This is a genomic window from Pseudomonas sp. GL_093, assembly GCF_057837605.1.
On record NZ_CM174448.1, the window covers coordinates 2,059,548 to 2,072,713 of the forward strand.

Below are 13,166 nucleotides of genomic sequence, written 5' to 3' on the forward strand. Positions count from 1 at the left end.
TTGAGGTATTTGCGGTATGAGTGATCGTCGAATAGTTGTAACGGGCATGGGCCTGGTGTCGCCATTGGGTTCTGGCGTCGAAGCCGTCTGGTCGCGTCTGTTGGCCGGGCGTTCGGGGTTGCGCAACTTGCCGGACGAGGTGGTTGCCGATTTGCCGGCCAAGGTCGGTGGCGCAGTGCCGACGCTGGCTGACGATCCCGAGGCGGGGTTTGACCCGGACCGGGCGACAGCGCCCAAAGAGCAGAAGAAGATGGACCGCTTCATTATGTTCGCCATGGAAGCGGCGCGTCAGGCGCTGGAGCAGGCCGGTTGGCAAGCCGCGGACACCAATGCCCAGGAGCGTACGGCAACCATTATCGGTTCCGGCGTGGGTGGTTTCGGTGCGATTGCCGATGCGGTGCGCACCACGGACAGCCGTGGGCCGCGACGCTTGTCGCCGTTCACCATTCCCTCATTCCTGGTCAACCTCGCCGCGGGTCATGTGTCGATCCAGCACGGTTTCAAGGGCCCATTGGGTGCGCCGGTGACAGCTTGCGCGGCCGGGGTGCAGGCGATTGGTGATGCGGCGCGGTTGATTCGTTGCGGCGAAGCAGACATAGCGGTATGTGGCGGCGCGGAAGCGGCGATCGATCGCGTCAGTCTCGCCGGGTTTGCCGCTGCTCGCGCCTTGTCCAGCGGATACAACGACACCCCGGAGCGTGCCTCTCGGCCATTCGACAGTGGCCGCGATGGCTTCGTCATGGGGGAGGGCGCTGGACTTCTGGTGATCGAATCCCTGGAACATGCCTTGGCCCGTGGTGCTCAACCGTTGGCGGAGCTGGTCGGTTACGGCACCAGTGCCGATGCCTATCACCTGACGGCAGGTCCCGAGGATGGCAGCGGTGCGCGACGGGCGATGTCGCTGGCATTGGCCCAGGCAGGCATTTCGCCGGCGCAGGTGCAGCATCTCAACGCTCACGCAACCTCGACCCCGGTCGGGGACTTGGGAGAGTTGGCGGCCATCAAGGCGTTGTTCGGCACGGATAACAAAATTGCCGTGACATCGACCAAATCGGCCACCGGGCATTTGCTCGGTGCAGCGGGCGGTATCGAGGCGATCTTCACGCTGTTGGCGATTCGCGATCAGGTCGTGCCGGCCACCCTCAACTTCGATACCCCGGACCCCGCCGCCCAAGGCGTGGACATCGTCCACGGTCAGGCGCGGCCGATGGCAATCGAATACGCGCTGTCCAACGGCTTCGGGTTTGGTGGGGTGAATGCCAGCGTGCTGTTCAAGCGTTGGGAGGGTTAGTCCCGGGACTGTTTGAGATAAGCGCGAGTCACGTCGAGAATCTGCTGCGCCAGCTCGGGATTCTCGACACTGCGTGACAGCAGTAAAGCCCCGACCAGTGTCGACATGATGACGATGCTTTGGTCGGCGGCGTTCTCGTCTTCAAGAGTGCCTTGCACTTGTTCGAGCCGTGCGTTGAGCACCACATCAGTGGTCGGGCTTTGCTGCCCGCGCAGGCCGAGTTCCGATGACATGGTCGGCAGCGGGCAGCCTTCATCGGGTGAGGTCTGGTGCCATTCGGACAAATAGGCGTCGATGAACGCTTCCAGCGGACGATCCTGAGCGAAGAGCTCGGCGCAAATCACATCGACCTGCTCGCCTGCGGCTTGCAAAGCCTTTTCCACCAGTTCGTCTTTGGACTTGAAATGCGAGTAGAAGCCACCGTGAGTCAGGCCCAGTGCTTTCATCAGCGGTTGCAGACCTGTCGCGCCAATGCCATCGCGGCGAAAGCGCGCTGACGCTTCCTTGATGATGCGTTGGTGGGTCTGGGCTTTATGGTCCTGCGAGTAACGCATCGGGTATCTCCGCAACAATGCGCCATATTAACCAATGAAAATGGGATGGTGATTGTACTTCTACTTCTAAAAAGCATGCAGATGCGTCCAACTCCGTCCTGCTGACTAGAGTGAACTGGCACGAATAGTGATTACTACTTAACTGACGATTGTTGAACAATCACGAGGCAATGAGTATGAACAGCGGATTGTCCCTGGCCGACCACATCACACTTGAGTTGCGCGCCGACATCATTGGCGGCCGTTTGCTGCCCGGCATGGCGTTGGTGGAAAACGATCTGGTGTCTGCCTACAACGCATCCCGCAATACCATTCGCGAAGCGCTGCATCGCCTGGGGCAGGAAGGTCTGACCCGTTATGTGCGCAACAAGGGCGTGATGGTGCGCAGGCTGGGCGTCGAGGACGTACGGGATCTGTTCAAGGTCAGGCGCACCCTGGAGCTGCAGGCCATCAGCGCGAGTCAGCCGCTGCGCGACTATCAATCCGACCGGATGCTCGAAGCCCTGGAAGCCACCGAGCTTGCCCGGGAGCGCGAAGACTGGCGCGCTGTCGGCACCCACAGCCTGGCTTTTCATCAACACATCGTCGGATTGCTGCGCAGTCCACTGTTCGATGAGTTCTTCACCAACGTCGTCGCGCAATTGCGCCTGGTGTTCTGCACCGCACCCGATGAATCTCGTTTTCAGGCGCCCTGGCTGGCGCGCGACCGGCAGATCCATGAGTTGTTGGCCGAGGGCGACAAACGCTCAGCCGAGGACGCAATGAGCCTGTATCTCGACGATTCCGAACACCTCCTGTTGCAAATGCTTGCTCCAGTTTCCCATCACTGATCGAGGATTCGTGCCATGTACAAAGACTATCCGGCGGCCTATCAAGTCAGCAAAGGCTCAGCCTTGCAGGTGGACAAAGCCTTCTACGAGCGGATCCGCGACAAGAAGGACGGGCGCACGCTGATCGAAGAATTCGAAGTGCCGATCCGCACCGGTCGCGCCTGGAAGGTGCAGGCCGGGCATGTGTTTCGGGTGACCACGCCTGTCGGGCCGCAAGTCGGGGATTTCAACGTCTGGAATGCCAACGATCCACGGGAGCGTTTGTGGGCGGCACGGACCCGGCAGTTACAGGGGGCTCACGTCAGCACCCATGACCGGCTCTGGTCGAACCTGCCTTTTTTGCGGCCGCTGGTGACCATCACCGATGACAGTCTGGCCGGTTACGGCATCGACGAACATGGCGGTCGCTTGCACGATTTGCTCGGCACCCGCTGCGATCCTTATGTGAACAAAATGCTCACCGGCGAAGACTTCCATCATCACTGCCACTCGAACCTGACCCGCGCGGTGCTGCCTCATGGGCTGACCGAGTTCGACGTGCATGACGTGCTGAACATTTTCCAGTGCACGGGCCTGAACCACGACGACATGTACTTCATGAAAGCCTGTCCGGCGCAGAAGGGCGATTACCTGGAATTCTTTGCCGAAATCGATCTGCTCTGCGCGCTCTCGACCTGCCCGGGCGGCGATCTGTCACTGGCCATGTGGGGGCCGGATGCGCAGGACCCGCTAAGCGTGTGTCGCCCGCTCGGGGTGGAGATTTATCGGTTGGAGGATTCGTTGCTTGAAGGCTGGAGCCAGCCGGAACGTGCTGCGTACAAAGGGCTGCATGGCTTGCACATTGCCAAGGCCGATTGGGAAAAGTAGAAACGCAAAACCCCGTCATTTGATGAGAATGACGGGGTTTTTGTTTTAGCGGTCCTGCGCATCCTTGGCGTCCGCTTCCGCGTTGCGTTCAGCGACGCGTTTGCGTTGCTCCTCGGTCAGATCGACCTTGGTGGCGGTATCACGCAACATCATCAAACCACCAACGATCGAGCCAATTGCAACGATCAGAATCAACCAGGCATACCAGGGCATAGGGCTCTCCTTGAGGGCAGGCCGATGGGCGGGTTTCGCCAATCGATCGTGCATACCACTTTGAGCGATTAATTTTCGCAGTGGTTCCATTCTATGCCTGTTCTGACAGCCGCACTTCGCCTGTTTAGAGCCCGGTCAGCATCGCGTCCGCCGGCGCATCGGCACGCAGTTGCGCCGTGAGCATGAAGTACACGAACCCCACCGCCATGAAGCCCAGGAAGATCAACCCGATCAGCGTGTTGAACCAGGCCATCGCCACCAGGCAGACCACCGCCAGCACCAGCGCAATGAACGGCACCAGCGGATAGCACGGCGCGCGAAACGTGCGCTCCAGATTCGGTTCGGTTTTGCGCAGTTTGAACAGGCTGAGCATGCTCATGATGTACATCACGATCGCCCCGAAGACTGCCATGGTGATCATCGCCGCCGTCAGCGTCATGCCACCCAGGTTGATCAAACCATCGCTATAAATCGCGGCAATGCCGATCACGCCACCGGCGATGATTGCCCGGTGCGGTGTCTGAAAACGTGACAACTTGGCCAGGGACTTTGGCAGGTAACCGGCCCGAGCGAGTGCGAAGAACTGCCGCGAGTAGCCGAGGATGATCCCGTGGAAACTCGCCACCAGGCCGAACAGGCCGATCCACACCAGCATGTGCAACCAACCCGAACTTTCGCCCACCACGGTTTTCATCGCTTGCGGCAGCGGGTCGTTGATGTTCGACAAGGTGCGCCAGTCACCGACGCCGCCGGCAAAGAACATCACGCCCATCGCCAGCAATACCAACGTCAGAATGCCGCTGATGTAGGCCTTCGGAATCGTGCGTTTCGGATCCTTGGCTTCTTCGGCGGCCATGGCCGCGCCTTCGATAGCCAGGAAAAACCAGATCGCGAACGGAATCGCCGCGAACATGCCGGCAATCGCCGGCGCGCCGAACACATCGGAGCCGGCCCAGCCATTGAGTGCGAAATTGCTGAAGCTGAACGCCGGGGCGACCACGCCCATGAACACCAACAGTTCGGCCACTGCGAGAACGCAGACCACCAGTTCGAAGGTCGCCGCCAGTTTCACCCCGAGGATGTTCAGCCCCATGAACACGATGTAGGCGCCGACCGCGGCGTGTTTCGGATCAAGCGCTGGAAACTGCACGTTCAGATACGCACCGATCGCCAGAGCGATGGCCGGCGGGGCGAAGACAAATTCAATCAGTGTCGCCAGCCCCGCGATCAATCCGCCTTTCTCGCCAAAGGCGCGGCGGCTGTAGGCAAAAGGACCACCAGCATGAGGAATCGCGGTGGTCAGTTCGGTGAAACTGAAGATGAAACAGGTGTACATCGTGGCGACCATAAAGGACGTCACCAGAAAACCGAGTGTGCCCGCCACGCCCCAGCCGTAACTCCAGCCGAAGTATTCACCGGAAATCACCAGCCCGACCGCAATGCCCCACAGGTGCAGCGTGCCCAGCGTGGGTTTGAGTTGTGTGTTCATGCGTTGCCCCCTGAACGGTTTTGGAAAGCTCGGGGGAGGGTGTTTGCAGTGGGCGTGCCATTTTGTATTTGTGCGTCGCAAAGCGCTGAAAGCTGTCGTATCGGGGATGTTCGGCGCTGGATGTCGGCGTTTTGTGCGCCAGTTGAGGGCGTTGTTGTCTGTTGTGCTGTTATCGCGAGCAGGCTTGGAATGGTAGTCGGGTTTGAAAACCACCCCTCACCCCAGCCCTCTCCCCAGAGGGGAGAGGGGAAAGGGAGCCGATCTTCATCGCTTTCAAGACCTGAGTTCAACTCGGTATTTCAGGTCGATGTAGCTCAAAAGAACACCTCGGTCAGTCCCCTCTACCTCTGGGAGAGGGCTAGGGTGAGGGGCGCCTGTAACGAAGCCATAAACCCACTCTTTACGCTTTCTTTATGCCCAGCCAACCCCCTCGATCTCGTTCCTTTACAGCCTTCCTTCCGACAATGGCTCCACACGCGGCAATACGCCGTAACACGGAGAACTTCCATGAGCGTTCTGGACGGGGTGTCACTGCTACTGGCAGTGGGGCTGTTCATTTATCTGTTGGTTGCGCTGTTGCGCGCGGACCGGAACTAGGAGCGGCTATGCACAGTTATGACTATTGGCTGATCCTCGCCTTCTTCGCCCTGGTGCTGATTCCGGCACCGTTTCTGGGGCGCTTCTACTACAAGGTGATGGAAGGTCAGCGCACTTGGCTTTCGCCGATTCTCGGACCGGTGGAGCGCGGGTGTTATCGGGTGGCCGGCGTTGATCCGCAGGCCGAACAGAGCTGGCAGAAGTACACCCTGGCCTTGCTCGCCTTCAACCTCGCGGGCTTTTTGCTGTTGTTCGCGATCCTGTTGTTCCAGGACCACTTGCCGCTGAACCCGCAAAACCTGCCGGGTCAGGAGTGGACACTGGCGTTCAACACCGCCGTCAGCTTCATGACCAATACCAACTGGCAGGCCTACAGCGGTGAAGCCTCGCTCAGCTACCTGAGTCAGATGGTCGGCCTCACTGTGCAGAACTTCGTCAGCGCCGCCACCGGCCTCGCCGTGTTGGTAGCCCTGTGTCGCGGTATTGGCCGCAAGTCGACCAAGACCCTCGGCAACTTCTGGGTCGACATGACCCGCGCCACCCTCTACGGCTTGCTGCCGCTGTGCCTGCTGCTGGCGTTGTATCTGGTCTGGCAGGGCGTGCCGCAAACATTCGCTCAGTACGTGAATGCCGTGACCATGCAAGGCGTCGATCAGGTGATCCCGCTCGGCCCGGCCGCCAGCCAGATTGCGATCAAGCAACTGGGCACCAACGGCGGTGGCTTCTTCGGCGTCAACTCGGCGCACCCGTTCGAGAACCCGACGGCATGGAGCAACCTGTTTGAAGTTGGCTCGATCATTCTGATCCCGGTGGCGTTGGTGTTCACCTTCGGCCACTACGTGAAAGACCTGCGTCAGAGCCGCGCGATCATCGCCTGCATGTTGGCGCTGTTCCTGATCGGCGGCGCGACGTCGCTGTGGGCTGAATACCAGCCGAACCCGACCCTGAACAATGTCGCTGTCGAACAGACCGCGCCACTGGAAGGCAAGGAAGCACGCTTCGGCACGACCGCCACGGTGCTGTGGTCGGTGACCACCACCGCGGCGTCCAACGGTTCGGTCAACGGCATGCACGACAGCCTCAACCCGCTGAGCGGCATGGTCGCGATGGTCAACATGATGGTCGGCGAAGTGATCTTCGGCGGCGTCGGTGCCGGGCTCTACGGCATGTTGCTGAACGTGTTGATCGCGGTGTTCCTCGCCGGCCTGATGATCGGCCGTACCCCGGAATACCTCGGCAAGAAACTCCAGGCCAAGGAAGTCCAGTTGCTGGTGGTGACCTTGCTGGTGATGCCGGTCGGTGTGCTGGTGCTCGGCGCGATTGCCGCCAGCCTGCCCGGCCCGGTCGCGGCGGTGAGTAACCCCGGTGCCCACGGTTTCAGCCAGTTGCTGTACGCCTACACCTCGGCCAGTGCCAACAACGGTTCGGCGTTCGGCGGCTTCGGTGCCAACACCGCGTTCCACAACCTGATGCTCGGCCTGGGCATGTTGATCGGTCGCTTCGGTTACATCCTCCCGGTACTGGCCCTGGCCGGCAGCCTGGCGATGAAGAAAACCGCACCGATCGGCCAGAACAGCTTCCCGACCCATGGCCCGCTGTTCGTGACCTTGCTGACCGTGACCATTTTGCTGGTGGGTGGTTTGACCTTCCTGCCGACATTAGCGCTGGGTCCTATTGCTGAACATTTGAGCTTGGGCTTCTGAGGATCTGATGATGAATATGCCCGCAACTAAAGCCGCCACCGTCAAGGCGCCGGAACAACCGAAAACCGCCATCTCGGCCCTCTGGCGCCCGGCGCTGGTGCAAGCCTTCGTCAAGCTCGACCCTCGGCAATTGCAGCGTGCGCCAGTGATGTTGGTGGTCGAACTGACCGCGATCCTGACCACCGTGCTGTGCTTCATTCCCGACAGTAGCGTGCCGACTTTTGTCGCCGCGCAAATCGCCTTGTGGTTGTGGTTCACCGTGCTGTTCGCCAACTTCGCCGAAGCACTGGCCGAAGGTCGCGGCAAGGCTCGCGCCGACAGCCTCAAGGCCGGTAGCGAAGGCCTGAGTGCTCGGCGCAAAACCAGCACCGGCGCCTTTCAGGTCGTGCCGGCCACCAGCCTGCGCAAGGGCGATGTGGTCCGCGTTGAAGCGGGGGAAATGATCCCCGGTGACGGCGAGGTGATTGAAGGTATCGCCGCGGTCAACGAAGCGGCGATTACCGGTGAATCCGCGCCGGTGATTCGCGAGTCCGGCGGCGACCGTTCGGCCGTCACCGGCAATACTCGCTTGGTGTCCGATTGGCTGTTGGTGCGCATCACCGCCAACCCGGGTGAGTCGACACTCGATCGCATGATCGCCCTGGTCGAAGGCGCCAAACGCCAGAAAACCCCGAACGAAGTGGCGCTCGACATCCTGCTGATCGGCCTGACCCTGATCTTCCTGCTGGTGGTCGTCACCCTGCAACCGTTCGCCCACTTCGCCAACGGCAGCCTGCCGCTGGTGTTCCTGGTGGCGTTATTGGTCACGCTGATTCCGACCACCATTGGCGGTCTGTTGTCGGCCATCGGTATCGCCGGGATGGACCGTCTGGTGCGCCTGAATGTGATCGCCAAATCCGGTCGCGCTGTGGAAGCAGCGGGGGACGTGCACGTCCTGCTGCTGGACAAGACCGGCACCATCACCTTCGGTAACCGTCGTTGCACAGCGGTTTACGCGGCACCTGGCGTCACTGCCAAGGAGCTCGCCGAGGGTGCCTTGTTCGCCTCGCTGGCCGATGACACGGCTGAAGGTAAATCCATCGTCGAGTACCTGCGCGGTACTCAGCCACAACCTGAGCCGGCCACCGAGTTGCTCACCGCCGTACCGTTCAGCGCCGAGACGCGTCTGTCCGGTGTCGACTATCAGGGCCGTGTTTATCGCAAAGGCGCGGTGGATTCGTTGCTGGCCTTCGTTGGCCTGAAACGTGCCGATCTGGCCGCGCCGCTGTCCCGGGAAATCGACAAGATCGCCCAAAGCGGCGGCACCCCGTTGCTGGTCTGCGCCGACGGTAAATTGCTCGGCGCGATCCACCTCAAAGACGTGGTCAAACCCGGCATCCGCGAGCGTTTCGCCGAGCTGCGCAAACTGGGCATCCGCACTGTCATGGTGACCGGCGACAACCCACTGACCGCTGCGGCGATTGCCGCTGAAGCAGGCGTGGATGACGTGCTGGCCGAAGCCACGCCGGAGAAGAAACTGGCGCGCATTCGTCACGAGCAGAACGACGGTCGCCTGGTCGCCATGTGCGGCGACGGTGCCAACGACGCCCCGGCCCTGGCCCAGGCGGACGTGGGCATGGCGATGAACGACGGGACGCAAGCGGCGCGCGAGGCGGCGAACATGGTCGACCTCGACAGCGATCCGACCAAGCTGCTGGACGTGGTGCAAATCGGCAAGGAATTGCTGGTGACCCGCGGCGCGTTGACGACGTTTTCCATCGCCAACGACGTGGCCAAATACTTCGCGATTTTGCCGGCGCTGTTCGCCTCAATTTATCCGCAACTGGGCGTGCTGAACGTCATGCACCTCAGCAGTCCGCAGAGCGCGATTCTCTCGGCGATCGTGTTCAACGCCTTGATCATCGTGGTGCTGATTCCACTGGCATTGCGCGGCGTGCGCGTGCAGGCGGCGAGTGCGGCGGCGTTGTTGCGACGCAATCTGTTGATCTATGGATTGGGCGGGATTGTGGTGCCGTTTGTGGGGATCAAGGCGATCGACATGCTGTTGACGGCGTTGCATTTGGTTTGAGGCTGAAATCGACCCCCTCACCCTAACCCTCTCCCGGGGGGAGAGGGGACTGATCTCGGATGTCTTGCGAAATTTAGCGACCTGAAAGACCGAGTCGAACTCAGGTTTTGAAAGGCACAAAGATCGGCTCCCTTTCCCCTCTCCCCCGTGGGGAGAGGGCTGGGGTGAGGGGTGGATTTCCCTGACACCCCACAACTTCTCCAATTTCGAGGATTTTGAAATGTCCACAATGATACGCCCGGCCCTGAGCCTGCTCGTCCTGATGACCCTGATCACCGGCGTCGCCTATCCACTGGTGGTCACCGGTGTCGCCCAGGTCGCGTTCCCCGATCAAGCCAATGGCAGTCTGGTCCACGACGCCGATGGCAAGGTCCGCGGTTCCTCACTGATCGCCCAGGAATTTGTCGGCGACGCCTGGTTCCATCCACGGCCATCGGCCGGTGCCTTTGCCACCGTGTCGAGCAGTGCCAGCAACCTCTCGCCGAGCAACCCGGCCCTGGCCACTCGGGTGATCGACGATGCCAACAAACTGCAGGTGCCGGGACAGGGTCCGGTGCCATTGGCGATGGTCACCACCTCCGGCAGCGGCCTCGATCCACACTTGCCACCGGCCGCGATTGCCTATCAACTGGCGCGTGTTGCCGCGGCGCGCAATCTGCCGGTGTCTACGCTTCAGCAGTTGATGGATGCGCATATCGAGCAGCCACTCGTTGGCCCGCCGGTGGTGAACGTGTTGGCGCTGAACATCGCGCTGGAAAACCTGTAGCAGATGATCGTTCCCACGCTCTGCGTGGGAATGCATCAATGGACGCTCTGCGTCCGCTTCTGGATGGGACGCGGAGCGTCCCGGGCTGCATTCCCACGCAGAGCGTGGGAACGATCAATAGAGAGAACTTCAAGCATGAGTGACTCCGGCCGCGCCGACGCGCTGTTAGCAGACCTGCCCCGCGACGGCCGTGGCCGGCTCAAGGTTTTTCTCGGCGCCGCACCCGGTGTCGGCAAGACCTACGCCATGCTGCAAGCGGCCCACACCCAACTGCGCCAGGGCGTGAAAGTCATTGCCGGCGTGGTCGAAACCCACGGTCGTGCCGAGACCGAAGCGCTGCTCGGCGGCTTGCCGCAGCAGTCGTTGGTGCGCTCGGAATACCGTGGCGTGATGCTCGAAGAAATGGACCTCGATGGCCTGCTCGCCGCCAAACCGAAACTGGTGCTGGTGGACGAACTGGCCCACAGCAACGCCCCCGGCAGTCGCCACACCAAACGCTGGCAAGACATTCAGGAACTGCTCGCGGCAGGCATCGACGTGTTCACCACGGTCAACGTCCAGCACCTGGAAAGTCTTAACGATAAAGTGCGTGGCATCACGGGTGTGCAGGTCCGCGAAACCCTGCCGGACTGGGTGTTGCAAGAAGCCTACGAACTGCTGCTGATCGACCTGCCACCGCGCGAACTGCTCGAGCGTCTGCGCGATGGCAAGGTCTACGTGCCGGAGCAGGCGAGGGCGGCGATCGACGCCTTCTTCACCCAGACCAACCTCACGGCCTTGCGGGAACTGGCGATGCAAACCGCCGCCGCTCAGGTCGATGATGATCTGGCCCAGGGCTATCGCCAACTCGGCCAAGCGGCACCGGCGATACGCGGTCGCCTGCTGGTCGGTGTCGATGGCGATGCTCAGGCCGAGCGGCTGGTACGTCACGCCAGTCGCGTCGCTCAGCGTCGGCATTTGCCGTGGAGCCTGGTGCATGTGGACAACGGCAGTGTGCGTGACGAGCAGTCGCGGCTGCGTCTGCAAAGCGCTCAGCAATTGGCCGAACGCCTCGGCGGCGAAGTGGTGCTGCTGCGCGCCGGCGAGGTGGCGAAAACCCTGATCCAGCACGCCGCCGAACGCCGTGCGAGTCTGGTGTTGGTCGGTCAGTCCCGGCAACGTTTGCGTCGACGGTTGTTCGGCGGCGGACTGGCGTCACGTTTGCTGCGCGATGCGCGCGGGCTGGAAATCAACGTCCTCGACAGCGATCACGAACAGCATCAACCGCGTCAGCATTCGGCGCAGGCACTGGTGTGGTTCGACTACGCGCTGGCGCTGGTGGCGACGGTGCTCGCCAGTGCCTTGGCCTGGGCGGTGGCGAGTGTTTTGCCGCTGCCCAATATCTCGCTGGTGTTCCTCGCTGCGGTGTTGCTGGTGGCGGTGCGCAGCAGCCTTGGCCCGGCGCTGGCCTGTGCGGCGTTGTCGTTTCTGACCTATGACTTTTTGTTCATTCCGCCGAATTTCTCCTTCAGCATCCAGCGCGAAGAAGATGTGCTGACCTTGCTGTTCTTCCTGCTGATGGCGGCGCTCACCGGTAACCTCGCGGCCCGGCAACGGCGGCAATTGCAGGCGCTGCGCGACACTCAGGAAGAGACCACCGAACTGCTCGACCTGTCGCGCAAACTCACCGCCGCCACCGACCGTCAGGCGGTGGTCAGCGCAGCGGCCCAGCACCTGAACGGCTGGAGTGATCTGCAACTCTGTCTGCTCAATCGAGACGGGCAGGGCGGCTGGAAAGTCGAAACCGGTGGCCCGCTGGAATTTTCCGAAGCCGAGCGCGCTGCCGCCGATTGGGCCTGGCAACACGATCAACCGGCCGGCGCGGGCACCGGCACGCTGCCGCTCGGACGTTGGTGGTGGTGGCCGTCGTCGGTGGAAGACGGGCCGCTGGCATTGCTCGGTGTGTGTGCCAAAGAGGGTCAGACCTTGAGCGGTCAGCGTCGGCGTTTGTTGACCGCGCTGAGCCAACCGCTGGCTCAGGCGCTGGCCCGGGCGCAATTGGCCGAAGACCTGGAAGCCGCCCGGCTGCACGGCGAAACCGAGCAACTGCGCAGTGCCTTGCTGGCCTCGGTGTCCCACGATTTGCGCACGCCGCTGACCTCCATGCGCGGCAGCATCGACAGCCTGTTGGCCCTCGGTGAGGCGATCCCGCTGGAGGATCGGCGCGAACTGCTTGAAGGCACTCGCGATGAAGCCGAGCGCCTCGATCGCTACATCCAGAACCTGCTGGACATGACCCGCCTCGGGCACGGCGCCCTGAAGTTGGCGCGGGACTGGGTGTCGCCGGCCGACATCGTCGGCAGTTCGCTCAATCGTCTGCGCGCCGTGCTGGCACCGTTGCAGGTAACCACCGAAGTGCCACCGGAGTTGCCGCTGCTGTACGTCCACGCCGCGCTGATCGAACAGGCGCTGGTCAACGTGCTGGAAAACGCCGCGCGGTTTTCACCGTTTCACGGTCGCCTGCAATTGCGCGCCGGAGCCGACGACAGCGAGCTGTTTTTTTCGGTGAGCGATGAAGGACCGGGGATTCCGCAGGAAGAACGGGCGAAGATTTTTGACATGTTCTACACCGCCGCGCGCGGTGATCGTGGCGGGCAAGGCACCGGGCTGGGCCTGGCGATCTGTCAGGGCATGGTCGGTGCCCATGGCGGGCGGATCAGTGTCGCCGATGGCATCGAAGGGCGCGGCACCTGCATCACCTTGCACCTGCCGTTGCAGGCTCAGCCGGCCTTTGAAAATTAAGAGCCGA

11 protein-coding genes are annotated in these 13,166 nt (G+C 61.8%); 8 read left to right on the forward strand and 3 right to left on the reverse strand.

Translation table 11 applies throughout. The features are described from left to right. Positions 1-16 precede the first annotated feature (16 nt). Positions 17-1,291, forward strand: coding sequence for a beta-ketoacyl-ACP synthase II (fabF, locus tag AC3IUE_RS09325; RefSeq protein ID WP_489266912.1), 1,275 nt, complete (start codon positions 17-19; stop codon positions 1,289-1,291). Here fabF and AC3IUE_RS09330 read toward each other — a convergent pair. Continuing rightward, positions 1,288-1,845, reverse strand: coding sequence for a TetR/AcrR family transcriptional regulator (locus AC3IUE_RS09330; protein ID WP_489266914.1), 558 nt, complete (start codon positions 1,843-1,845; stop codon positions 1,288-1,290). The genes fabF and AC3IUE_RS09330 overlap by 4 nt on opposite strands. 176 nt (positions 1,846-2,021) lie before the next feature. Between AC3IUE_RS09330 and AC3IUE_RS09335 the strand changes: the two genes are divergently transcribed. Both AC3IUE_RS09335 and AC3IUE_RS09340 read left to right on the forward strand, forming a co-directional pair. Beyond that, on the forward strand, positions 2,022-2,675 hold the full coding sequence (locus AC3IUE_RS09335; protein WP_489266916.1) for a GntR family transcriptional regulator: 654 nt from the start codon (positions 2,022-2,024) through the stop codon (positions 2,673-2,675). A gap of 15 nt (positions 2,676-2,690) precedes the next feature. After that, positions 2,691-3,542 carry an urea carboxylase-associated family protein gene (locus AC3IUE_RS09340; RefSeq protein WP_489266918.1) on the forward strand — a complete coding sequence of 284 codons (852 nt, stop codon included), beginning with the start codon at positions 2,691-2,693 and terminating at the stop codon, positions 3,540-3,542. Positions 3,543-3,587: 45 nt separating this feature from the next. Here AC3IUE_RS09340 and AC3IUE_RS09345 read toward each other — a convergent pair whose 3' ends face one another. Both AC3IUE_RS09345 and eat read right to left on the reverse strand, forming a co-directional pair. Then, the gene (locus AC3IUE_RS09345) at positions 3,588-3,755 is read right to left on the reverse strand and encodes a DUF2897 family protein (RefSeq protein ID WP_082555873.1); all 168 of its coding nucleotides are present in this window, start codon (positions 3,753-3,755) and stop codon (positions 3,588-3,590) included. 124 nt (positions 3,756-3,879) lie between these two features. Next, positions 3,880-5,244 carry an ethanolamine permease gene (gene eat / locus AC3IUE_RS09350; RefSeq protein ID WP_489266920.1) on the reverse strand — a complete coding sequence of 455 codons (1,365 nt, stop codon included), beginning with the start codon at positions 5,242-5,244 and terminating at the stop codon, positions 3,880-3,882. 507 nt (positions 5,245-5,751) lie between these two features. Here eat and kdpF point away from each other — a divergent pair. The 5 genes from kdpF to AC3IUE_RS09375 all read left to right on the forward strand — a co-directional run bounded on the left by kdpF (position 5,752) and on the right by AC3IUE_RS09375 (position 13,159). Beyond that, positions 5,752-5,841, forward strand: a complete 90-nt coding sequence (gene kdpF / locus AC3IUE_RS09355; RefSeq protein ID WP_007899818.1) for a K(+)-transporting ATPase subunit F — start codon at positions 5,752-5,754, stop codon at positions 5,839-5,841. A gap of 8 nt (positions 5,842-5,849) precedes the next feature. Next, positions 5,850-7,544, forward strand: coding sequence for a potassium-transporting ATPase subunit KdpA (gene kdpA / locus AC3IUE_RS09360; protein ID WP_056744134.1), 1,695 nt, complete (start codon positions 5,850-5,852; stop codon positions 7,542-7,544). 10 nt (positions 7,545-7,554) lie between these two features. Continuing rightward, complete coding sequence (gene kdpB / locus AC3IUE_RS09365) at positions 7,555-9,612, forward strand: potassium-transporting ATPase subunit KdpB (RefSeq protein ID WP_489266924.1); 2,058 nt, start codon at positions 7,555-7,557, stop codon at positions 9,610-9,612. A 220-nt stretch (positions 9,613-9,832) separates the two neighbouring features. Further along, positions 9,833-10,378 (forward strand): potassium-transporting ATPase subunit KdpC, encoded by a 546-nt coding sequence (kdpC, locus tag AC3IUE_RS09370; RefSeq protein WP_489266926.1) that lies wholly within the window; start codon positions 9,833-9,835, stop codon positions 10,376-10,378. Between the two features lie 135 nt (positions 10,379-10,513). Continuing rightward, complete coding sequence (locus AC3IUE_RS09375; RefSeq protein ID WP_489266928.1) at positions 10,514-13,159, forward strand: DUF4118 domain-containing protein; 2,646 nt, start codon at positions 10,514-10,516, stop codon at positions 13,157-13,159. Positions 13,160-13,166 lie beyond the last annotated feature (7 nt).